Origin of the sequence: Yersinia rochesterensis (genome assembly GCF_003600645.1) — a bacterium.
In the GTDB taxonomy this organism is placed as follows: domain Bacteria; phylum Pseudomonadota; class Gammaproteobacteria; order Enterobacterales; family Enterobacteriaceae; genus Yersinia; species Yersinia rochesterensis.
In genome coordinates this window covers 1,979,452-2,001,777 of sequence record NZ_CP032482.1, presented here as the reverse complement: position 1 = coordinate 2,001,777, position 22,326 = coordinate 1,979,452, and the positions used below count along the sequence as shown (strand labels likewise).

Below are 22,326 nucleotides of genomic sequence, written 5' to 3'. Positions count from 1 at the left end.
TATTATGTGTTTTTAACTTATTTTTTAAAATTAAAGTTGTGACAACGTCACAAAAAATTATAGCTCGGCTAACTCAGGTATTGGCGGGCGACCACGCTGTTCGAGGTAATTCAGTAAGCGCCGTGGGCTGACATTCAAAATACGCTCTTGCGGGAAATTCACTTCAGCAATAATGCGCTCACAATGCTCAAAAATCCCCAATGAATAAGCAATATGGGAATCCGAACCCAAGGCTAGCCATCCGCCAGCATCCCGCACGGCTTCAGCTATTGCCCGGCAATTCGCTTCGCTCCCTTTACGTGAGTGTGAAAATGATGAGTTATTCAGTTCCAACGCAACATTGTAGTGTGCTGCAGCTTCGGCAATGGCTTTAATATCAATTGGATACTTAGGATTCCCCGGATGGCTAATGATATGCACATTTCCCTGCGCCATGGTGGCTATCATCGCTTGGGTATTGGCCGCTTTATCTTGCGGCGGGAACACCGGCTCATGGAAACCGGCGATCAGCAAATCGATGGCATCAAGCATCGGGCCGGTACAGTCGATGTCACCTTCCAAATTTTTAATATTTGCTTCGATACCGCGCAAAATTCCTACGCCATCAACTAACCTCGGCCATACCTGCATGTTCATAAAATGCCAATAATGGGGGGCATCAGCCATATCGGGGCCATGGTCTGTAATAGCGAACAGTTTGATATTTTTTAGCTTAGCTTCGGCGATATAATCGTGCAGGGTACTGTAAGCATGGGTGCTGGCAATGGTATGCATATGTAAATCAACAGGATACATGACTACTCCACAAAGTCTTTTAAGGCGGGATAGCTTTTTTGCAGGCAAAGCATAGTGCGCTAATGATAGCAGGAATTCTTCTCATCAGCAGCGCTAAAACCTAGCCGGCAATTGTTAACCCCATCAAGCTGTGGAAATGCTTAAATCAATAACCCCGTCCTACATCAACTAATCCAACCGGTTCCCTTCCCGCTTCGATGGCTTGGATATTGGCAACCACCTGGTCCATTGCCACTTCAGGTAAAGTGATAGCAGCAATATGTGGGGTGATAGTAATCCGAGGATGGCTCCAGAAAGGATGCATCGAAGACAAAGGCTCTTCAGCAAACACATCTAACGTAGCTGCGGCTATTTGACCCACACTCATTGCCGCTAATAAATCCCGCTCTAACAAATGCGCTCCCCGAGCAATATTGATGATATAAGCATTGGCATTCAATTGTGAAAAGAGTGACTGATTAAGGATACCGGCAGTCTCTGGGGTATTAGGCAACAGGTTAATCAGCAATTGTGTTCCTTGGATGAATGCAGGCAATTTTTCTTTACCCGCAAAGCTGGTGACGCCCTCAATGCACTTTGGTGTGCGGCTCCAACAACGAACGGTAAAACCAAACTCAATCAGTTTTTGGGCAACACTTTTTCCTAACACACCAGCGCCAAGGATACCTACCGTGAATTTATCGTGCTGATGTGGCTCCAGGGGTTGCCACAGCTTCTGTTGTTGTTGCAGTTGATATTCGTCCATGCGGCGAAAATAGCGTAATACCGTAGCAACAACATATTCCTGCATCTGTAACGACATTCCAGCATCTTCCAGCCGAATCAGTGGTACTCCTGCAGGTAATGTCCCTGGATAACGCCGCTCTTGATCCAAAATCGCGTCTACCCCTGCCCCCAACGCAAACACCCCTTTCAGTTCAACACAGCTGGCAAGCATTTCCTGAGGCGGCTGCCAAACCAGCGCATAATCCGCAGGTTGCGTGTCACCACGCTGCCATTGCCGAATATTCGCGGTAGGTAAGCGCGACTGTAGCCCTGACAACCACTGTTTTGCATCAAAGAATGGATGATAAAAAATAATATTCATTACTTGCCAGCTCCTTACGAAAGTACTGAATAGACTTCCGCGATTAACCCGCAGATGCAAGTGCTACTCGCACGAAATGCCGATGAAATCAGCAAACTGCGGTAACTTTCGCGAAACAGTAACAAAGCATGCATAAGAAGGTTGACGCTGGGCACACTTTTGCCTACATTACGCCGGTCGACCACGTGAATGCGGTTGATGAGAGTAGAGAAGTAACACGGTGAGGTGTCTGAGTGGCTGAAGGAGCACGCCTGGAAAGTGTGTATACGCGTAAGCGTATCGAGGGTTCGAACCCCTCCCTCACCGCCATATTAAAGTGAAAAGCCCATGAGATTCATGGGCTTTTTTCATTTGACGCGACAGAGAATGGCCAATGTCACTCGCCCTGATTCGTTATCTGCTGAAAGCCGTAATAACAGCGCTATCCTCCCTGCCAAATCCCTTCGTTTTCAAACAACAGATAAAAATAGCCGCGACTCCGCTATTTATCGACCTTGGGACTCTGTTTAAGAAAGTATTCGGTGACAGTCAGTGCCTACAAAAAAATATGATGGGTGTGAAGTTTCATCAGGAATATCTACAAAAATTAGCCTGTTGCCATAAAACTCTCCCCATCATTGGAGTCTCTTATTTAAAGGAACAGCAAAATAACAAAAACCTTTCTTTAAGAATACACACGCCTGATGGAAATTATGACGACCTGCCATTTATGGCTCACTCAATATTGAGTGTGTTCAACATTTAAACTGAGGATTTTCCTAAAATATTATGATGGCGTTTTCTGAAACTTTGGTTTAGATCATGTTCCACCTTCTCTTAGGCATGAAATTAAATATTCCATTAATAGTTAATGATTTACAGTTATTCGAATTTTCCGCGGCGTTCCAGATTAACTTCAAACGTAGCGTCAGATATCCATTAAGATGAAATAACAAGTATCCCTATTAAATCATAAGAGCCAATTGTTATTAATTGGTTATGCTGCCCTTGAAAATCACATGTTACAACGTAAAGAGTATTCCAACTCTGAAATATAAACCACAGGGGCATGACAATATGAAAATCTCTTTTATTTTATTATTACTCCTATTTTATCTGCAAAATGCATTGGCTTCTCCCTTGATAGTCGCTCATCGTGCTGGCACTGCCGACTTCCCGGAAAATACCCGACATGCTATCGATTTGTCACTATCAAATGAGGCCAATATCATCTGGATCACGGTTCAACTCAGCAAGGACGGTATTCCAGTCCTCTATCGTCCCAAAGATTTAAGCGAGTTAACTGACGGTAATGGTCTTGTTTCCGAGCACACGTTAGAAGAGTTGCGATTATTAGATGCAGCCTATTATTTTAATCAGGATGGTCAATATGTTTATCGTGGGCGAGGAGTCAAGATTCCTTCATTACATCAGGTACTTTTAAGCTATCCTGACGTGAGATTTATTATTGATATAAAATCCCCCGACGCTGACCCGAAAATAATAGCAAATGCAATAATAGAACTACGCAAAAATATCATATCACCTGAAAGGCTCACTTTCTATTCTACTGAAAGAAAATATCTCGATGCACTCCCTAAATATTTTAATAAATTCGAATCACGTCATAAAACCCGTAAGATTCTGGCTAATGCCGTTATGGCAGATAAATGTGTGATAACCAAAAAAAATAAGGGGTCATTCATTAGTAACCCAAAAAAATATTATGCTTTTGAATTAAGACGTGATGTAAAAGTAGTCGAGAGCTTTACCCTAGGCAAAGGGACGACCCGCACCCAATTAGTTTGGAACCAACGCGCAATGGAGTGCTTCAAGGAAAAGGAAAACGAAGAAGCAAAAGTCTTGCTTATTGGCATAAATTCAGTCGAGGATTATGAATTGGCTAAAAGCCTCGGAGCAGATTATGTGATGGTCGACTCCCCTGTTGCGGCAAAATATTGGCACTAAATAAACATAATTTGTTTGTGATTCATCCTATGTGCGTGCGGAATAACCAGATGACAAGCAACAGATAAAAACTGCTTGACCATCTACCTGCTGCTCACTATAGTACCGCCCCGTTGCAGTGCATAGCGCGGTAACAATACGGTGAGGTGTCTGAGTGGCTGAAGGAGCACGCCTGGAAAGTGTGTATACGCGTAAGTGTATCGAGGGTTCGAACCCCTCTCTCACCGCCATATTTGAGCGAAAGGCCCTGACGAAAGTCAGGGCCTTTTTCTTTGGTGCGTACTCCGGATTTTGTTGATTAAAAAGGCCGTCAACACCGGTCTTTCGCTATACGATCGTCCAATGGAGAAAATGGCATTAATTGGCTATAAACCTCCTGATTCCGTCCTTGCCACTTGGCCTGATACAAAGCTTCATCGGTCATTTTTAATGCTTTTAACATCGACATTCCAGGTAAGTGCAGAGATGCCCCTATTGAAGTTGTCGCTTTGATTTTTCGTCCATCGACTAATTTTATCTCTAAGCTTTCAACGCACCGCCGAACGCTCTATAAAGTCCTCATCTCTAGTTGCCGACCTCAGTTAACAGGATATCTCCCCCCAAGGTGGTCAGTGCCTCTGAACTTAAAGCTTATTGCTCAGTTTCTCACATCTGATGCTAAAAAAAGACGCTACCGCTGATAATGGTGACTTTTTATTAAATCGTACGCAAAATTGCCTTGCCTGGTATGAATCGCTTAATTTAAACCACTTTATAAAACGGCTAGTTATCTACATTTCTGTCAGAGATTGATATACATCTAGATTTCATACTGCTATTTGGCGTATCGTTGTTGTCTGCTACTCGAGACGGACCCTTATTGGCCCGCCATTTATTTTGTCTTTTCTTTATTTGGTTTGCACCTTAGATGAAAACGCACGGAATTAACGGCATTAGGCTGTTCAGCGCGATTATTGACGCTTGCTGGCGAGAAACCTATACCTTTCAACGCCTTACAAAAGATATAATTGCCGGTGTTACTGTCGGTATTATTGCCATTCCACTGGCTATGGCACTGGCAATTGCCAGTGGTGTTCCCCCACAGTACGGTTTATATACTTCAGCTATCGCCGGGATTGTTATTGCAGTCAGCGGTGGCTCCCGTTATAGCGTATCCGGCCCTACTGCGGCCTTTGTGGTTATTCTTTATCCTGTATCACAACAATTTGGTCTAGCCGGTTTATTACTGGCAACATTATTCTCCGGTGTATTTTTACTGTGCATGGGGTTGGGGAGGCTAGGCCGTTTAATTGAATATATTCCGCTGTCAGTCACTCTCGGTTTTACCTCGGGAATCGGTATCACCATTGCCACGATGCAAGTGAAAGATTTCTTTGGTTTACATCTAGCGGAAGTGCCCGAGACTTATGTAGGTAAAGTGACCGCCTTGGCGCAAGCCATGCCAACCATCAACTTCAGTGATACCTTAATTGCTACCGTTACTCTGATGGTATTGATCCTCTGGCCACGTTTAAAACTAAAGTTACCGGGTCACTTACCGGCCCTCATCGCGGGTACAGCCGTTATGGGGGTCTTATCACTTTTTGACCATCAGGTCGCCACTATTGGCTCACGTTTTGGTTATTTACTGGCTGATGGGACTCAAGGCCAGGGTATTCCCCCTATTCTGCCGCAATTTGTCTTACCCTGGCATTTACCGGCCGCGAACGGGGAAGAGTTTGTTTTGAACTGGGCGATATTTTCGGCGCTACTACCGGCCGCCTTTTCGATGGCCATGCTAGGGGCGATTGAGTCGCTACTATGCGCGGTAGTTCTTGACGGTATGACCGGAAAAAAACATCACTCAAACAGTGAGTTAATCGGTCAGGGGCTGGGTAATATGGTAGCGCCATTCTTTGGTGGCATCACCGCAACAGCCGCCATTGCGCGGTCGGCGGCTAACGTCCGCGCTGGGGCTACCTCGCCGGTATCGGCTATTATCCATGCTCTATTAGTGTTATTGGCTTTATTGATTCTGGCGCCGATGTTGTCTTATCTGCCACTGGCAGCAATGGCTTCCTTGCTATTAATCGTGGCCTGGAACATGAGTGAGGCTCATAAAGTAGTCAACCTACTACGCCGTGGGCCTAAAGACGATATTATCGTGATGCTGCTGTGTATGAGCCTGACGGTGTTATTCGATATGGTGATAGCAATCACGGTGGGTATCGTGTTGGCCTCACTGCTGTTTATGCGCCGCATTGCGCGCATGACGCAGCTGAGTGAAATACCTACAGCTGTTGATGAGAAGACGCTAGTATTGCGGGTAAATGGGCCGCTGTTTTTCGCTGCCGCTGAGCGGATATTTAGTGAGTTATTGAGCCGCTGTGAAAATTACCACACTATCATTTTGCAATGGGATGCCGTCCCAGTTCTCGATGCGGGGGGACTGAATGCGTTTCTGCGCTTCACAGAGGCCTTAGACGAGCATCAGCAGCTCATTATCACGGATATCCCTTTCCAACCATTAAAGACGCTGGCAAGAGCACGGGTGCAAGCTATTGAAGGTAAGTTGAGTTTCTATAGCTCACTACCGGAAGCATTGGCGGCATTACAGCCGAAATAATTTTCTTCATGATCAACATCTTTTTCTTTTTCGCGATCAAAAAAGGCAGCATAGATAGCTGCCTTTTTATTTATTCACCGCTACAAACGTCAAGGATGCAGGAGAGTGGATTACTTGCTGGTATCCAGTTCTGGGAAGCTTTTCACCAAATCGTCGATAGCTTTCATCTGCACCAAGAACGGCTCCAACTTATCTAATGGCAATGCTGACGGGCCATCACATTTAGCACTGTTTGGCTCAGGGTGTGCTTCAATAAATAACCCAGCCAAACCTACTGCCATACCCGCACGGGCCAGTTCAGCCACTTGCGCGCGGCGGCCGCCGGATGCTGAGCCAAATGGGTCGCGGCATTGCAATGCATGGGTTACGTCGAAAATAACCGGATGACCGCCAGTGGCATTGACCATCACATTGATGCCCAACATATCAACAACCAAATTGTCATAACCGAAGTTGCTACCGCGATCGCAAAGAATAATCTGGTCATTACCGGCTTCTTTGAATTTCTCGACAATATTGCCCATCTGACCGGGGCTAACGAATTGAGGTTTCTTGACATTGATAACCGCGCCTGTACGCGCCATGGCTTCGACTAAATCAGTTTGGCGAGCCAAAAATGCAGGTAACTGGATAACATCAACGACTTCAGCAACGGGCTGGCACTGGCTTATTTCGTGAACATCGGTAATCACTTTCACACCAAATGTCTGTTTCAATTCCTGGAAAATTTTCATCCCTTCTTCCAGACCAGGGCCACGGTAAGAATGAATTGAAGAACGGTTGGCTTTGTCGAATGAGGCTTTAAAGACGTAAGGAATTCCCAGCTTTTGGGTGACGGTCACGTAATGCTCGCAGATGCGCATCGCCAAATCACGAGACTCAAGTACGTTCATGCCGCCAAATAGCACGAAAGGCAGGTCGTTCGCTACCTTGATATCGCCAATGCTAACCACTTTCTGTTCCATACAAATACCTTTCTAAAGGATAAATCGAGATTAATTATAGTGAGTTATTACTCAACAAGGTGATTGCCATAAATATACCCAAAATAATTCGAGTTGCAGGAAGGCGGCCAACACACATGCAGCTTGAAGTATGACGGGTATCAGTGCAACGTCACTCGCTGTTGCTCAATGGAGTGGATCTGCATTTTTATCATTTCAGCAATGGGGTCTTCCGGGCACTGTTCGACAAAATAGCTTAAATCAGAGATAGCAATATGATTGCAATCCAATTGGGCATAAATCAGGCCACGATCGCGAATTTCATACGGGTCATCGGGATCAAAAGCCAACACCGCTTCACTGGCACGCAAGGCCAGCTCCATCTGCTTCTCTTCCATTAATGCTGCTTTCAGCGTATCGAGCATTTTGCGTACAATTAGGGTATTTTCCGCCTCTTCCAAATCCTCATCTTCCAACTCGGCACTCAACCCCAGATTGCCTTTGATCCACACTTCCAGCATATGCTCGTTCAGTGTTTCACCATTCAGTGGGTTAATCAGCCACATTTCTTCATCTAGCCAATCCGCACGCAGAATCAATTGAGTTGGGAAAATAACTGGCATCAATGGCAGCTCCAATTGATGCGCAATGTGCAGGAAAATAACGCCCAGCGACACCGGGGTCCCCTGGCGTTTGTCCAACACGTTATCGAGCCAGATGGCATCTGACAGACGGTAAACCCCGCCTGCCCCACCAAATTTCCATTTACGATAGAACAGATCGATAAGCACTTCTAATTGCTGATCCTGATTGAGACCGGCGGGCATCGCGGCCTTGGCATCATCAACGAGCTGTTGCAGTTGCTTACGCACATCAGCCAGTGGAAAATTCTGTCGAATCTCCTGGGTAACCAGTAACACCCCATCACACAGGGACGCGTTGTTAAATTCGAAATCAGCAATGCTACTCATAGATATCCCATCAGCAGTGGTAACTTAGTTGTTGCCAGTTTTATAATCAAATACAGGCAACCCAATGCGAGTATAAAGGCAAGCCAGCGGCGATTCTGGCTGCGGGTTCGCTTACCTAATGCGACATAGCCAAGCAGGATATAGATAATAACGCCAAATAGCTTTTCAGTCAGCCATGTTCCTTGCGGACTGAAAGGGTAAAATCCAGTGATAAATATCAATACAATACCGCTGACAAACAGTAGCGTATCATTGATATGCGGCGTTATTTTTACCCAGCGTTTCTCCATCATAGCTGAACCGCGACATTTCCAGAAGAAACGTAACACAAACAGCATAATACTGATAACCACTGTCAGTAAATGCAAATACTTCATGGCGATGTAATCAACCCACATGTCTTTCAGTCCTTAATTTATGCTGAACGGGAATTTTCTTGATTAAGTGCCCCACTGGCCCAGCGTCACACGATCATTATTACCATAATCTTTATGTGTCATTACAGCACTAAATCCCACTTCTTTAAGGTGTTTCTGTACTGTATTGGCTTGCTGCCAGCCGTGTTCCAGCATTAACCAGCCTCCCGCTTCTAAATAAGCCGGTGACTGGCGGATAATCTCCACCAAATCAGCCATACCTTTTGCTGAGGCCACCAGCGCACTGTGTGGTTCATAGCGCACATCGCCCTCATTAAGATGAGGGTCATTGGCATCAATATAAGGAGGGTTGCTAACAATAAGAGTAAATCGCCCACTCACTGACTCAAACCAACAACTTTGCAAGAAATGCACATTATTTATCGCGAGTTTCTCGGCATTATGGCGCGCCAGAGCAACGGCTTCCGCTTTAATATCAACGCCCACCACTGCGCAATCCGGGCGTTCACTGGCTAATGCCAAAGCAATAGCGCCAGTGCCCGTCCCTAAATCCAGAATGTGGCAAGGCGTGGTGGGTAAATGCGCCAAAGCTTGCTCGACCAAGCATTCGGTGTCGGGGCGAGGAATTAATGTAGCGGAGGAAACACTCAATGGCAGGGACCAAAACTCGCGCTCCCCGACCAAATAGGCAATCGGCTCCCCCTGTTCACGGCGCGCCGCTAAGGATTCCAATACCGCCAACTGCTCAGCGGTAATGGGGGTTTCACCAAAAGCCAGTAAATAAGTTCGCGCCCGCCCAGTGACAAAACTCAGCAGAATCTCGGCATCGCGCTTCGGGCTGTCACTTTGGCTAAAACGGGCTGCCGTTAATGACAGCCAGTGCTGATAATCCATTAGTCTTGCTCGGACAACGCGGAGAGTTGATCAGCTTGATACTCTTGCACAATCGGCTGGATCAGCATATCCAGTTTACCTTCCATGACTTCATCCAGACGATAAAGTGTCAAGTTGATGCGATGGTCAGTCACGCGCCCTTGCGGGAAGTTATAAGTGCGATTACGGTCAGAACGATCGCCGGACCCTAACAAGTTACGGCGCTCAGAGGCCTCAGCCAGTTGGCGTTTTTGCATTTCTGCGGCACGGATACGTGCACCCAACACCGACATCGCCTTGGCTTTGTTCTTATGCTGTGAGCGCTCGTCCTGGCATTCCACCACAATTCCAGTTGGAATATGGGTGATCCTAATGGCAGAGTCGGTGGTGTTAACGTGCTGACCACCCGCTCCTGAAGAGCGGAAAGTATCAATACGCAAGTCACCGGCGTTAATTTCTGGCATTTCGGCTTCTGGAATCGCTGGCATCACCGCCACAGTACAAGCGGAGGTATGGATACGACCCTGTGATTCGGTTTCTGGCACGCGCTGAACACGGTGACCGCCCGATTCAAACTTTAATTGGCCGAAGACACCGTCACCGGACACCTTGGCAATCACTTCTTTATAACCGCCATGTTCACCTTCACTGGCGCTCATGATTTCCACTTTCCAGCGGCGAGACTCAGCATAGCGGCTATACATACGGAACATGTCACCGGCAAAAATAGCCGCTTCATCGCCCCCGGTTCCGGCACGGATTTCCAGGAAGCAATCGCGTTCATCATCAGGGTCTTTGGGCAATAACAGAACTTGCAATTGCTGTTCCAGCTCTTCACTACGAGCTTTAGCTTCTTTCAGTTCGTCCTGTGCCATTTCGCGCATTTCGGGATCTTCGAGCATCATTTCTGCCGCTTCGATATCATCTTGCACACTGCGCCATTCTTTAAAACAGCGAGTGACATCCGTCAATTGCGCATATTCACGTGATAACGCGCGGAAACGGTCTTGGTCGGCAATAACATTGGCATCGCCAAGGTGCGCTAACACTTCTTCGTGGCGCTCTTGTAACGCTTCCAATTTAGCAACAATAGAAGACTTCATCCGTGGTTTTAAACCCTGTAATTAGAGGAAACTAGTGCTGATCCAGCCCAAGGCTGTCGCGTAATAATTGCAACCGCTCCATATCGCCATCGCTGGCAGCTTGCTGGAGGGATTTGGTGGGGGCATGAATCAGGCGGTTAGTTAGCTTGTGGGCCAGTTCATTGACCACCTGTTCAACATTAGCACCCTGTTCAATGGCGGCTAATGCTCTTGCCGTCATCTCACTGCGAACCTGTTCAGCTTGTGAGCGGTAATCACGAATGGTTTCAACCGCTCCCTGAGCGCGTAACCAGGTCATAAAATTCATGCTTTCTTGCTGCACTATTGATTCGGCCTGAACTGCAGCAGCCTGACGTTGCGCCATATTGTGTTGAATAATCGCCTGTAAATCATCAACACTGTATAAATAGGCATTCGACAGTTTACCCACTTCTGGCTCAATATCACGCGGCACCGCGATATCAACAAACAGCATCGGCTGATTGCGGCGGCTTTTCAGTGCGCGTTCCACCATCCCTTTACCAATAATTGGCAATGGGCTGGCGGTGGAACTGATAATAATGTCAGCATCGGCCAGACGGGCATCAATTTCTGGCAAAGTGATCACCTCAGCCCCAACCTCGGTCGCCAGCGCTTGAGCACGCTCACGAGTACGGTTGGCGATAATCATATGCTTGACTTGGTGCTCTCGCAGATGACGGGCAACCAGCTCAATGGTTTCACCGGCACCAACCAGCAACACATTCAGTTCAGAGAGTGACTCAAAGATTTGCCGCGCCAATGTACAGGCCGCAAACGCTACCGAAACGGCACTGGCACCAATTTCAGTTTCTGTGCGCACCCTTTTCGCCACAGAGAAAGACTTTTGGAATAACCGCTCCAATTCACCGGAAAGTGATTGCTCGCGCTGAGATTCCGCAAAGGCTTTTTTTACCTGCCCCAGAATTTGTGGCTCGCCCAATACTAAGGAGTCCAGCCCACTGGCGACGCGCATCAGATGGCTCACTGCGTCATTGCCATGATGCCAATACAGGCTCTTTTTCACTTCATCCGGGCTGAGTTTATGGTAGTTACACAACCAGGTGATCAGTTGTTCATGCAGGTTTTCTTGCTGTTCTACGCTGAGATATAACTCAGTTCGGTTACACGTAGACAACACGACACCGCCCTGCACCAACGGCTGTTGGAGCAAGCTAGCGAGTGCCTGATCGATCGATTCCGGTGAAAATGTCACTCGTTCACGTAACGATACAGGTGCGGTTTTGTGGTTAATGCCTAATGCAAGCAGAGTCATGAGAACGGCTTCGAGTAATACTGATGTTAGTATGGATTCTCGTCTGAACCGCATTCTACTTGATGCGCGAGATCAATAAAAGTCACAGTGCAATATCCTAACTATTATCATAAATTATGCTTAAAAATTGGTTATCCGTTGTACAACAATATTGCTTATACCCAATACAAAAGAGAACAAAATATTGACGCTCCGCCTTCAGGCCGCTAGCGTGAACAAAAATGATGCCCTTTATTCGGACGTATCACCCGGATTTGCTTTATCATTAAGTTGCTTGATCAAACGTGCCGCCAGTGAAAAAACCTGCGACCGATAGGATTTATACCCATATGCCTCAGCGCAAAATCAGTTTTTATCGCCTGCTTCCATTAGCTACTCTGCTGTTAGCAGCCTGTAGCACCACGCCGCCGTCTGGCCCGGCGACCAGCCCTACATCGCCACAATGGCGTCAGCATGAACAACAATTACAGCAATTGAGCCAATTTCAAACTCGGGGTGCTTTTGCTTATCTGTCAGAAAAACAAAAAGTTTATGCCCGTTTCTTCTGGCAACAAACCGCCCCAGAGCGCTATCGCCTGTTGCTGACCAACCCACTGGGTAGCACCGAGCTAGAATTGGTCGTACAACCGGGTGTGACCCAATTGACTGACAATCAGGGCAAGCGCTATGTCAGTAATGACCCACAAGAAATGATTCAAAAATTAACCGGAATGTCTATTCCGTTAGCAAGTTTACGCCAATGGATTCTAGGGCTACCTGGCGATACGACCGATTTCACCCTCGACGATAAATATCGCCTGAAACAGCTGACTTATCAACAAAATGGCGTAACCTGGGTGGTTAATTATCAAGAATACAATACTCAAGTCACACCAGCGTTACCTAGTCGTATGGAATTGAGTCAGGGCGAGCAGCGCATCAAACTGAAGATGGATAACTGGGCGGCCCAATAGTATGACTCATACCAATCAACATATTTGGCCCTCGCCCGCAAAATTGAATTTATTTCTTTATATCACCGGGCGACGTGCTGATGGTTACCATCAATTACAGACTTTGTTCCAATTTCTCGATTATGGCGACGAACTGACGATTGTGCCGCGGGACGATGAACAAATTCGGTTATTGACTCCAATTCCCGGTGTGGAAAACGAGCAAAATCTGATAATCCGCGCGGCGCGGTTACTGCAAAAATACCCCAGTGCGGCGGCAGTATCTCGAGGGGCGGATATTAGCATCGATAAACGTTTGCCCATGGGCGGTGGGCTGGGTGGCGGTTCTTCCAATGCAGCGACAGTGTTAGTGGCACTCAATACTTTGTGGGAATGTGGCTTATCTGATGAAGAATTAGCCGCTCTCGGCCTTCAGTTAGGGGCCGACGTGCCCGTTTTTGTGCACGGACATGCGGCCTTTGCCGAGGGAATTGGTGAAAAGTTGCACCCCGCCGAGCCTGTAGAGAAGTGGTATTTGGTGGTTCACCCCGGTGTAAGCATCCCAACGCCCATTATTTTTTCCGATCCTGAATTAAAAAGAAATACGCCAGTACGCCCACTGGCGGCGCTTTTAAGTGCTCCTTACGCAAATGATTGCGAACCGATCGCAAGAAAACGTTTTCGCGAGGTTGAACAGGTTCTTTCATGGCTGTTAGAATACGCTCCGTCACGCCTCACCGGAACCGGCGCTTGTGTCTTTGCAGAATTTGACACTGAGTCATCGGCCCGGCAGGTGTTAAGTATTGCCCCAGAGTGGTTGCACGGTTTTGTCGCCCGTGGCGTGAACGTTTCGCCATTGCATCGCGCACGCTCTGGGAAATTTGAAAACGGTGAGTACAGATAAGAATGCACAGCAAGGGTCTAGATCATGGCACCACTGACCTGAGTTTGTGAAAATACCTGTCCCACTGGTTTGAAAGCCGGTCCATAATGTTGTTTTTGACTTTAAATACCCGTATGTATATTGCAATCAGTATGAATAACCGCCCGTGATTACTGATCTGACAATATCTTCTCTGGACGCATGCCTGAGGTTCTTCTCGTGCCTGATATGAAGCTTTTTGCTGGTAACGCCACCCCGGAACTAGCACAACGTATTGCCAACCGTTTGTACACCAGTCTTGGTGACGCCGCTGTAGGTCGTTTTAGCGACGGCGAAGTGAGCGTGCAAATCAACGAAAATGTACGCGGTGGTGATATTTTCATCATCCAGTCCACCTGCGCACCCACGAACGATAACCTGATGGAACTGGTTGTCATGGTTGATGCCCTGCGTCGCGCCTCCGCAGGCCGTATTACTGCTGTTATTCCTTACTTCGGCTACGCCCGTCAGGATCGCCGTGTGCGCTCCGCTCGTGTACCTATCACTGCCAAAGTTGTTGCCGATTTTCTCTCAAGTGTTGGGGTTGACCGCGTATTGACAGTGGATCTTCATGCTGAACAGATCCAAGGCTTCTTTGATGTTCCGGTTGATAACGTATTTGGTAGCCCAATCCTGCTGGAAGATATGTTGCAGCAGAATCTGGAAAACCCAATTGTTGTTTCTCCCGACATTGGTGGCGTTGTTCGCGCCAGAGCCATCGCAAAATTGCTGAACGATACTGATATGGCGATTATCGACAAACGCCGTCCACGCGCTAACGTTTCTCAGGTGATGCATATCATCGGTGATGTTGCTGGCCGTGACTGTGTATTAGTTGACGATATGATCGATACCGGTGGCACTTTGTGTAAAGCGGCAGAAGCATTGAAAGAACGTGGTGCCAAGCGTGTATTCGCTTACGCAACTCACCCGATCTTCTCTGGTAATGCGGTTGAAAACATCAAACACTCCGTGATTGACGAAGTGATTGTTTGTGACACAATTCCGTTATCAGCTGAAATCAAAGCATTGAAAAATGTACGAACTCTGACACTATCTGGCATGTTGGCTGAAGCCATCCGCCGTATCAGTAATGAAGAGTCGATCTCTGCGATGTTTGAGCATTAATCAATAATCGGGAGTGGATATCCCTGCGGTGCTATTTGGCCGCAGTTAGCCATGATGAGCCTCTTTGGGCATTATGTTGGGGTATGCATGACGGATAGATGATGAAGAACTATACCCTAAATCATTCGAGTTGCAGGAAGCCGACCAACGCACATACAGCTTGAACGATGACGGGTATAAAGCAGATAAAGAAAAACCCGTTGATGCAGATGCAACAACGGGTTTTCTACTTTAGGTCTATAAGTTCCTGGTCTATAAGTTCTTGGTCTATAGATTCTTGATTAACAGATTCTTGGGTCGTCATTCACTCCTCCTGAACATCAGCTCAATTTAAAGCTGTAGTAACAGGCTATGATTTGTCATACACCACGGTCAACACTCAGATTTTATGAGTGGCGTTGGTTATTACGAGTGCAACGTTTATCAAAGTGCTTAACCCACCAATAGCGGTCTGCAACTTCTTCACGCCCGCCAATACGAGCGCCAACCAACCATAACAATGCACCAACAAAAATGCTCATTACTGCACCATGGGCAAAGAATTGTGGTAGGCCAAACTGAGTCACTTCAGCCAAAATTGAGTAACCTACCCCAACGACCATGGTCACCAATCCCAGCCCCATCAGCACATTACCAAGCCTTGATGCGGTTCTACGTTTCATAAGCCACCTCCACTTGAGTTGCCAATAAATAATCACTTAGCTGCGCATACAAAAATGCTTGCTTAATGCGATTATTCATGTCCACTTAATAACTTAGTATAGTCAGGCTGCTGATGAAGGTGTTGCGCTGGCGATCACATCTAAGGAATATATTTCGACAAATCTTTACACTTTCCAGACATTTGGCATTGAAATTGAATTATTACACATATTAACTATTCACATATTGAACTATTAATTCCAAATAAATTCATACTGCCAGTTTTGTCATTACGCGCCATGACGGGTAAACTGTCACACTTTAATTCCTTTAGTAATAGCGAATGACGACGTGAGCAGCATTAAATTAATCGTTGGGCTGGCAAATCCGGGTGCTGAATACGCCCAAACTCGCCATAATGCGGGGGCTTGGTATGTGGACTTATTAGCGCAACGCCACAACCAGCAACTGAAAGAAGAAAGTAAATTCTTCGGTTATACCGCACGGTTAAACCTGGCGGGCCAAGATGTGCGCTTGCTGGTGCCGTCTACATTTATGAATTTAAGTGGCAAAGCTGTTGCGGCAATGGCTGGGTTTTACCGCATCCTACCGGAAGAAATTTTAGTCGCACATGATGAGCTGGATATCCCACCCGGTGTGGCGAAATTGAAATTGGGAGGAGGCAATGGTGGCCATAATGGCCTGAAAGACATTCAGAGCAGGCTCGGCAATAATCCAAATTTCTATCGTTTACGCATAGGTATCGGCCATCCTGGCGATAAAAGTAAAGTCACCGGTTTTGTTCTCGGTAAACCGCCGGCTAGCGAACAAACCTTAATTGACGACGCGATTGATGAGTCTATTCGCTGTACTGAAATACTGCTGAAAGAAGATATTACCAAGGCAATGAATCGCCTGCATTCATTTAAAGCCACGGCATAGCGGTTCGTCCGTTCCCCGGAAAGCGACGGTGCGCCGGGGAAGTTATCTTCCACTTTATTCGTTTTTATTGCACAACGCATTGATTCCCTGCTGACCTTCACCGGTCAGGACAACACCGGCAATAATCACTCTAACACGCCCGAGAAAATGATTACTTTTACCGTCATATTCATCCGCAATATCTTGTAGCGCCTCGCTGCAAAAAAGTTTCTCCCAATCAGCAGCTTTTTTCTTATTATCAGATAAATCGTGGCTACGCTCGAACTTGTCATTTATGGCAGTGAACGTCAATTGAACACTGTCAAAATCCTCATACAACGTCTTTTTTTTGTAACCCACATATCTCACGCTTTTACCTGATTGATTTTCTATCTGCACGCCATATTGATCGACTAACTGGGCAAAAGTTGGCCCCGAAGGTTCAGTTTCTGCCGTCAGAAACCACATACCCAAAATGCCCACCGCGCCCCCAAATAAAATCACTATTAACCATTTATAGATATTCATTTCCATGGGGATAATCCAAATTCAGTCTGTAGACCCTAATGACATGTTATCGGACATTAATCAGAAAACTTCAGATAACAGAAACGTGATCTCGGGCACAGAGTTAGATAAATCAATTACCTATGTGCCATTACGATAAAAGCAATATCCACAACGAAAGAGCATGATCGAGATAAATCGCCATTATGTGTATAATGGCGGCATAAATTTTGATTACATCGGCCTGTTAAATCTAACTGGTTGATTTTTAAGTTATTTAAGGTGATATAAAACATGGGATTCAAATGCGGTATTGTGGGCTTGCCTAACGTTGGTAAATCCACCCTGTTCAACGCGTTGACACAAGCGGGCATCGAAGCAGCTAACTTCCCGTTCTGCACCATTGAACCCAATACGGGCGTGGTGCCAATGCCGGACCCGCGTCTGGATCAACTGGCTGAGATCGTTAAACCTCAGCGCATATTGCCAACGACCATGGAGTTCGTTGATATTGCGGGCCTGGTCAAAGGCGCGTCCAAAGGCGAAGGTCTGGGTAACCAATTCTTGACTAATATTCGTGAAACCGAAGCGATTGGTCATGTGGTACGTTGTTTTGAAAATGACAATATCATCCATGTTGCTGGCAAAGTTGATCCAGTGGATGACATTGACACCATCAATACTGAGTTGGCTCTTTCCGATCTGGAAACTTGCGAGCGCGCGATTCATCGTGTGCAGAAGAAAGCCAAAGGCGGCGATAAAGATGCTAAAGCTGAACTGGAAGCACTGGAAAAATGTCTACCACATTTAGAGAACGCTGGCATGCTGCGTGCGCTGAATCTGACGGCAGAAGATAAAGCAGCCATCCGTTATTTGAGTTTCCTGACACTAAAACCGACTATGTACATTGCTAACGTCAATGAAGACGGTTTCGAAAATAACCCTTATCTGGATCAAGTCCGGGCTATTGCTGCGGGCGAAGGTTCTGTCGTGGTTGCCGTTTGTGCCGCAGTTGAATCTGATATCGCTGAGTTGGAAGATGAAGACCGTGCTGAGTTTATGGCCGAGTTGGGTATTGAAGAGCCCGGTCTGAACCGTGTGATCCGTGCCGGTTATGAGCTGCTGAATTTGCAAACCTACTTCACCGCCGGTGTTAAAGAAGTTCGCGCCTGGACTATCCCTGTCGGCGCAACAGCCCCACAAGCCGCAGGTAAGATTCACACCGACTTTGAAAAAGGCTTTATCCGCGCACAAACTATCGCTTTTGACGACTTTATTACCTACAAAGGTGAGCAAGGTGCGAAAGAAGCCGGGAAAATGCGCTCAGAAGGCAAAGAATACATCGTAAAAGATGGCGATGTGATGAACTTCCTGTTCAACGTCTAAATAGCGTCTGCTGTCTCATGAGGTTTCAGATAACCTTATGGAGAATGATAAACGCCATAAAATCCACGCACTTGCGTGGATTTTTCATTTCACCACATTAATGTATTTTTATAAAAGCGCGACCAGAAATAAGTACAAAGGCAGTACCGCTGCTACCCAATGCCGTACGGCCAAATCTAAAGAAAATCTGCTTCGCACCGCTGATGGTAGTTCCCCCGCTTTTGCAGTAGGCTTTCAGATTATTAAGTTTCTGACGAGTAATCAGCCATTAACATTCAATCACAACAGCGAGATTACTATGCCTCTTGAGGTTACTATGCTTCTGTTGTTCAAAAATAAAAAAGCGATTCCACAGTGCTTGCTCAGTTACGGTTTTACCGTATTCGGGGATGATTATCACTACCGTACTCGTCTGTTAAACGGCCAGTTTGAAATGGTCATCACTGTTTCTAAGCTTGAACAAGTTACAGCAACCTTGACGGATATTGGCTCTAATGAGGAATATGTACTCCATCTTGTCGCGGGAAGTTGTGGAGCTTTTGTCGGCAGCGTGCGGGCAGAATATGGAAAGGTATTGTCTGATATTGCCAAAAAGTGCTTTGAGCCGGACATATTTAACAGTGATCAGGCGCAAGCCGTTATTCAATATATCCGCTCAAAATACGGCGATGCGTTAGAGTTTTTGTGGGAGAAATCCCCCACTAGCGCCATCTGGCGGCGGGCGGATAACGCCAAATGGTACGGGGCATTGTTGCTTATTCCCAAAAGCAAATTAGGCGTGGATGACTCTGCGCCCTGTGACGTGCTCAACCTCCGGGCTAGCCCTGAAACTGTCGCCAGGCTTATTGATAACATGCGATATTTTCCTGCTTATCATATGAATAAAAAACACTGGCTTTCACTCTGCTTAGAAAACTCGCTTTCTCTCGAAGAACTTTATTTGCGGATTGACCACAGCTATGCACTTGCCACTAAATATAAGTTTAATGGCGGTTCTATGCCGGCAGTCGCCTCTCAATTAGAAGATTAAATTTATTCACCGAAATGGGTGATAGCAATCTTTTAACAGGAGTATTAGAAATTCCGTGCGCCGCTACCCCGTGTTGTGGGTTAAGTAAAGTATCGAGAACCTCTTCTGATGGGCCGTTATTCCAATTAACTCGCTGATGTTCTAAATGATACACTTGTTCTGGCTTTTGACGCTTATGGTTCAAATGTTATTATAGCTGGCTGAGGGAATTTGAAATCGCGATGACAAAGGAAACGTTTTGAACACGAAAAGCAGAATACGGTTGTGGCCACGGTTGGCGTCATATGCAATGGTTATCTTGCTATTAGCTGGGTGCTCAAACAAATCAAATCGTGACTATGCCAAGCTACCAAAAGGCAGTTACAACGACAAATCCTATACCGTTAAAAAGGGCGATACCCTCTATTTTATTGCCTGGATCAGTGACAGTGAAGTCAGTGACCTTGCCCGCATAAACAAACTAAAACCTCCTTATCGGCTGGAAGTTGGGCAAAAATTACAACTTGATAACTCAGCTTCATCTGGCCGTCTGACGTCAAATAAACCGAAGTCATCAAGTTCTGCGCTGGCTAAATCAACGCCACCGCCCGGAGCAAGCCGTTGCTGGCGTTGGCCGACCAACGGCCAAGTTATATCCAAGTATTCCACTGCCGATGGCGGCAACAAGGGGATCGATATTGCAGGTAAACGCGGGCAGCCGGTCTATGCATCAGCCAAAGGGCGAGTGGTATACGTCGGAAATCAACTGCGTGGTTATGGCAATCTCATCATGATTAAGCATGGTGAAGATTTCATCACCGCTTACGCCCATAATGACACCATGCTGGTCAATAATGCTCAGGACGTGAAAGCCGGGCAGAAAATAGCCACCATGGGTAGCTCTGGAACGGACACTCTGATGCTGCATTTTCAAATTCGCTACCGGGCAACCGCACTTGACCCACTGCGTTACCTGCCGTCGCAAGGAACAACACCTAAATGTTAATTAGTTAACGTTTTTTATGGCTTTGTACTCTTGCAGATAAACAAAAGGCTCCTGTTTAGGAGCCTTGTTTTTTGGCATTAACTTCAAACATTACATCCAGCAATCATTACGCCAGAATTTGCTTCACAAATGCTTTGATTTCTTCAACCTGACAGTTGTCGAAGAAACACTGCTGGAAGCGTTCGCCGCTAACTGCTGTTTTCACCAATTCTGGGTCGATAGCGCGCAGTGTATCCAGGTAGTTTTCTTTAATGACTGCCGCTTTCACTTGGTTCAAGATACCCGCGTTGCGCACTTGTGGCTCTTTACGCTCCAGTGGGTAGCCTTCACCTTTCACACCAGTGAAAGCCTTCTCAAAGATGTAACGCACATTCAGTTCAGCACCCCAGCCAAAACCTTTGGCGAATGGCAGTGCCAGCGCATTACCGTTGTTAATCTGAGCAAACAGGAAAGCATCCGCTGGATCGATGCAGTAACCACATACAACACCAGGATGAATATTCAATGACATCATTGCACCCTGGCCAGTACCACAGCCCGTTACCACGAAATCGACTGCTTTAGAGTTAAGCAGAATGCTGGCCATAATCCCCAGATGGATATAAGTCAGATGATGGTCATTCTCATCACTCATACCTACGTTGTATACCGGGTACGCTTTTTCCGAGGCTACGGTGTTCAGCTCTTTCAGAATTATCGCGTTTTTAGTTGCCTGACTGTTTTCCATCATCAGTGCAATTTTCATTATGTTCTCTCCGATTAGGTCAATGAAATAGAATTCATTGGATAGTTGTTTGGCTTAATTATAGCGAACATAGCACTAGTAAAACAACATTTCAATTTTAATGAAAATTAGTTCTACATACATCACATATCAGAGTAATCCGCAGGCAGCAGCCATTGGTTGGCATAGCCTAACTGACGCTTCTAAGTGAAGTCCGAGATAATACCAGCAAATTGGCCGCTGCTATTGAAGAGGGAAATTCCTTTTTACCCATGTTGCACCAAAGCGGAAGTCTCACACGAAATAAACCCAAATGTGCCTTATGCGAACTAGCAAAAAATTAATCATCGCGAACTCACTACCGAGACAAATAAACTAAAGCCGCGCAACTCACCTGCTCGGCTTTTTTACATCCTTAGTGATGTAACATTTCGTGGACAATATCATCTTTATCTAAAGTTATCGGGTAAAAAGTCGGCCAGTTATCCATTTCTTTAAGCAGTTCTTCTTGTGACTCATTACCCATGTAAATATGGAAATGATGGGATTTTTGCGGTTCAATAATGTGGTCACTAAATTGGACATATTTAGGCGCTTTAGAGTGGGCATCTTGGCATTCATATAGATAACGCACTCCTTTCTTACCAGATTCATAGTGCATGATTTTAAAGCCGGAATAGCTGTATTGGCAGGAGTTGACTGCTTCAGGGGTATGGAAATCAATAGTATTATTCTCAATACCAATCATAGTGATATCTGTAGCGTAGCCCTTTTTATAATACTCTCTGTACTCCTCAATTTTTTTGTTTTTATTCTTTTTCGCTTTATCGACCAAAACTGGATCTAAATCCCCTTTCAATAGATATGGATTAATAGATTGCCAGACTCCATTCCAATCACTGAGTAGCCTGTCTTTAACCTCTTTATCGGTAAAAACACCCTCACTTGCTTTACGCGCGGCTTCAGATTGTTGATGCTCATGTCCGTGGCTATGTATGCCATGTGCAAATGAATTAAAGCTGATCAATGATACGCAAACACTGAGTGTAATGATGGATAGATGGGGAAATTTTCTGGGCATGAATAACTCCTAACTGATTGCTGGATGTGTAATGTTATATTATTACATGTCCGGCAATCAATAGGTATTATC

At 46.0% G+C, this 22,326-nt stretch carries 22 protein-coding genes, 2 tRNA genes and 1 pseudogene; 12 read left to right on the top strand and 13 right to left on the bottom strand.

Translation table 11 applies throughout. The annotated features are described in order from the left end of the window. Positions 1–57: 57 nt before the first annotated feature. Positions 58–795 carry a phosphatase gene (locus DXZ79_RS09415; protein WP_050291759.1) on the bottom strand — a complete coding sequence of 246 codons (738 nt, stop codon included), beginning with the start codon at positions 793–795 and terminating at the stop codon, positions 58–60. A 145-nt stretch (positions 796–940) separates the two neighbouring features. Then, the gene (ghrA, locus tag DXZ79_RS09410) at positions 941–1,882 is read right to left on the bottom strand and encodes a glyoxylate/hydroxypyruvate reductase GhrA (protein WP_038633425.1); all 942 of its coding nucleotides are present in this window, start codon (positions 1,880–1,882) and stop codon (positions 941–943) included. Positions 1,883–2,101: 219 nt separating this feature from the next. Here ghrA and DXZ79_RS09405 point away from each other — a divergent pair. The 4 genes from DXZ79_RS09405 to DXZ79_RS09390 all read left to right on the top strand — a co-directional run bounded on the left by DXZ79_RS09405 (position 2,102) and on the right by DXZ79_RS09390 (position 4,059). After that, positions 2,102–2,191 (top strand) — tRNA-Ser (locus tag DXZ79_RS09405). Positions 2,192–2,255: 64 nt separating this feature from the next. Continuing rightward, the gene (locus DXZ79_RS09400) at positions 2,256–2,627 is read left to right on the top strand and encodes a hypothetical protein (RefSeq protein WP_038633428.1); all 372 of its coding nucleotides are present in this window, start codon (positions 2,256–2,258) and stop codon (positions 2,625–2,627) included. Positions 2,628–2,938: 311 nt separating this feature from the next. After that, a complete protein-coding gene (locus DXZ79_RS09395; RefSeq protein WP_038633431.1) occupies positions 2,939–3,829 on the top strand; it encodes a glycerophosphodiester phosphodiesterase family protein in 891 nt (296 codons plus the stop codon). A 140-nt stretch (positions 3,830–3,969) separates the two neighbouring features. Continuing rightward, a tRNA-Ser gene (locus DXZ79_RS09390) sits at positions 3,970–4,059 on the top strand. A gap of 80 nt (positions 4,060–4,139) precedes the next feature. Here the strand turns inward: DXZ79_RS09390 and DXZ79_RS21190 are convergent. Next, a pseudogene (locus DXZ79_RS21190) lies at positions 4,140–4,373 on the bottom strand (GGDEF domain-containing protein); the annotation flags it as partial. Between the two features lie 363 nt (positions 4,374–4,736). On the opposite strand from DXZ79_RS21190, the gene dauA reads away from it, so the two are divergent. Beyond that, entirely contained in the window at positions 4,737–6,434 is a 1,698-nt protein-coding gene (dauA, locus tag DXZ79_RS09380) for a C4-dicarboxylic acid transporter DauA (protein WP_038633434.1), read from the top strand. Positions 6,435–6,544: 110 nt separating this feature from the next. Here the strand turns inward: dauA and kdsA are convergent, their stop codons facing one another. The 6 genes from kdsA to hemA form a co-directional block, all read right to left on the bottom strand. Further along, the gene (gene kdsA, locus DXZ79_RS09375; protein WP_038633436.1) at positions 6,545–7,399 is read right to left on the bottom strand and encodes a 3-deoxy-8-phosphooctulonate synthase; all 855 of its coding nucleotides are present in this window, start codon (positions 7,397–7,399) and stop codon (positions 6,545–6,547) included. Between the two features lie 140 nt (positions 7,400–7,539). Further along, positions 7,540–8,349, bottom strand: a complete 810-nt coding sequence (sirB1, locus tag DXZ79_RS09370) for an invasion regulator SirB1 (RefSeq protein ID WP_050291761.1) — start codon at positions 8,347–8,349, stop codon at positions 7,540–7,542. Further along, positions 8,346–8,747, bottom strand: a complete 402-nt coding sequence (locus DXZ79_RS09365; RefSeq protein WP_038633442.1) for a SirB2 family protein — start codon at positions 8,745–8,747, stop codon at positions 8,346–8,348. The genes sirB1 and DXZ79_RS09365 overlap by 4 nt, the downstream gene beginning before the upstream one ends. Positions 8,748–8,789: 42 nt before the next feature. Next, positions 8,790–9,620: a peptide chain release factor N(5)-glutamine methyltransferase gene (prmC, locus tag DXZ79_RS09360; protein ID WP_038633445.1), complete on the bottom strand. Its 831-nt coding sequence runs from the start codon at positions 9,618–9,620 to the stop codon at positions 8,790–8,792. Then, positions 9,620–10,702, bottom strand: a complete 1,083-nt coding sequence (gene prfA / locus DXZ79_RS09355; RefSeq protein WP_038633448.1) for a peptide chain release factor 1 — start codon at positions 10,700–10,702, stop codon at positions 9,620–9,622. The genes prmC and prfA overlap by 1 nt, the downstream gene beginning before the upstream one ends. Positions 10,703–10,733: 31 nt before the next feature. Continuing rightward, complete coding sequence (gene hemA / locus DXZ79_RS09350) at positions 10,734–11,996, bottom strand: glutamyl-tRNA reductase (protein WP_038633451.1); 1,263 nt, start codon at positions 11,994–11,996, stop codon at positions 10,734–10,736. Positions 11,997–12,325: 329 nt separating this feature from the next. Between hemA and lolB the strand changes: the two genes are divergently transcribed. The 3 genes from lolB (at position 12,326) to prs (ending at position 14,978) form a co-directional block, all read left to right on the top strand. Further along, positions 12,326–12,949 carry a lipoprotein insertase outer membrane protein LolB gene (gene lolB / locus DXZ79_RS09345; RefSeq protein ID WP_038633454.1) on the top strand — a complete coding sequence of 208 codons (624 nt, stop codon included), beginning with the start codon at positions 12,326–12,328 and terminating at the stop codon, positions 12,947–12,949. 1 nt (position 12,950) lies between these two features. Then, the gene (gene ispE / locus DXZ79_RS09340; protein WP_050291762.1) at positions 12,951–13,832 is read left to right on the top strand and encodes a 4-(cytidine 5'-diphospho)-2-C-methyl-D-erythritol kinase; all 882 of its coding nucleotides are present in this window, start codon (positions 12,951–12,953) and stop codon (positions 13,830–13,832) included. A 198-nt stretch (positions 13,833–14,030) separates the two neighbouring features. Continuing rightward, positions 14,031–14,978 (top strand): ribose-phosphate diphosphokinase, encoded by a 948-nt coding sequence (prs, locus tag DXZ79_RS09335; RefSeq protein ID WP_004390739.1) that lies wholly within the window; start codon positions 14,031–14,033, stop codon positions 14,976–14,978. Between the two features lie 386 nt (positions 14,979–15,364). Here the strand turns inward: prs and ychH are convergent, their stop codons facing one another. Beyond that, positions 15,365–15,640, bottom strand: coding sequence for a stress-induced protein YchH (gene ychH / locus DXZ79_RS09325; protein WP_038633461.1), 276 nt, complete (start codon positions 15,638–15,640; stop codon positions 15,365–15,367). 331 nt (positions 15,641–15,971) lie between these two features. Between ychH and pth the strand changes: the two genes are divergently transcribed. Further along, on the top strand, positions 15,972–16,562 hold the full coding sequence (pth, locus tag DXZ79_RS09320) for an aminoacyl-tRNA hydrolase (protein ID WP_038633464.1): 591 nt from the start codon (positions 15,972–15,974) through the stop codon (positions 16,560–16,562). 54 nt (positions 16,563–16,616) lie between these two features. Here the strand turns inward: pth and DXZ79_RS09315 are convergent, their stop codons facing one another. Further along, positions 16,617–17,075 carry a hypothetical protein gene (locus tag DXZ79_RS09315; protein ID WP_038633467.1) on the bottom strand — a complete coding sequence of 153 codons (459 nt, stop codon included), beginning with the start codon at positions 17,073–17,075 and terminating at the stop codon, positions 16,617–16,619. A 267-nt stretch (positions 17,076–17,342) separates the two neighbouring features. Between DXZ79_RS09315 and ychF the strand changes: the two genes are divergently transcribed. The 3 genes from ychF to actS all read left to right on the top strand — a co-directional run bounded on the left by ychF (position 17,343) and on the right by actS (position 20,449). After that, on the top strand, positions 17,343–18,434 hold the full coding sequence (gene ychF / locus DXZ79_RS09310; RefSeq protein WP_004390746.1) for a redox-regulated ATPase YchF: 1,092 nt from the start codon (positions 17,343–17,345) through the stop codon (positions 18,432–18,434). A gap of 37 nt (positions 18,435–18,471) precedes the next feature. After that, positions 18,472–19,464 (top strand): MmcQ/YjbR family DNA-binding protein, encoded by a 993-nt coding sequence (locus DXZ79_RS09305; protein WP_230852388.1) that lies wholly within the window; start codon positions 18,472–18,474, stop codon positions 19,462–19,464. A 256-nt stretch (positions 19,465–19,720) separates the two neighbouring features. Beyond that, positions 19,721–20,449: an amidase activator ActS gene (gene actS, locus DXZ79_RS09300; RefSeq protein ID WP_162928776.1), complete on the top strand. Its 729-nt coding sequence runs from the start codon at positions 19,721–19,723 to the stop codon at positions 20,447–20,449. Positions 20,450–20,555: 106 nt separating this feature from the next. On the opposite strand, the gene DXZ79_RS09295 is transcribed toward actS, so the two are convergent. After that, a complete protein-coding gene (locus tag DXZ79_RS09295) occupies positions 20,556–21,194 on the bottom strand; it encodes an RpiB/LacA/LacB family sugar-phosphate isomerase (protein ID WP_038633469.1) in 639 nt (212 codons plus the stop codon). Positions 21,195–21,588: 394 nt separating this feature from the next. Continuing rightward, positions 21,589–22,254: a metal-binding protein ZinT gene (zinT, locus tag DXZ79_RS09290; RefSeq protein WP_038633472.1), complete on the bottom strand. Its 666-nt coding sequence runs from the start codon at positions 22,252–22,254 to the stop codon at positions 21,589–21,591. Positions 22,255–22,326 lie beyond the last annotated feature (72 nt).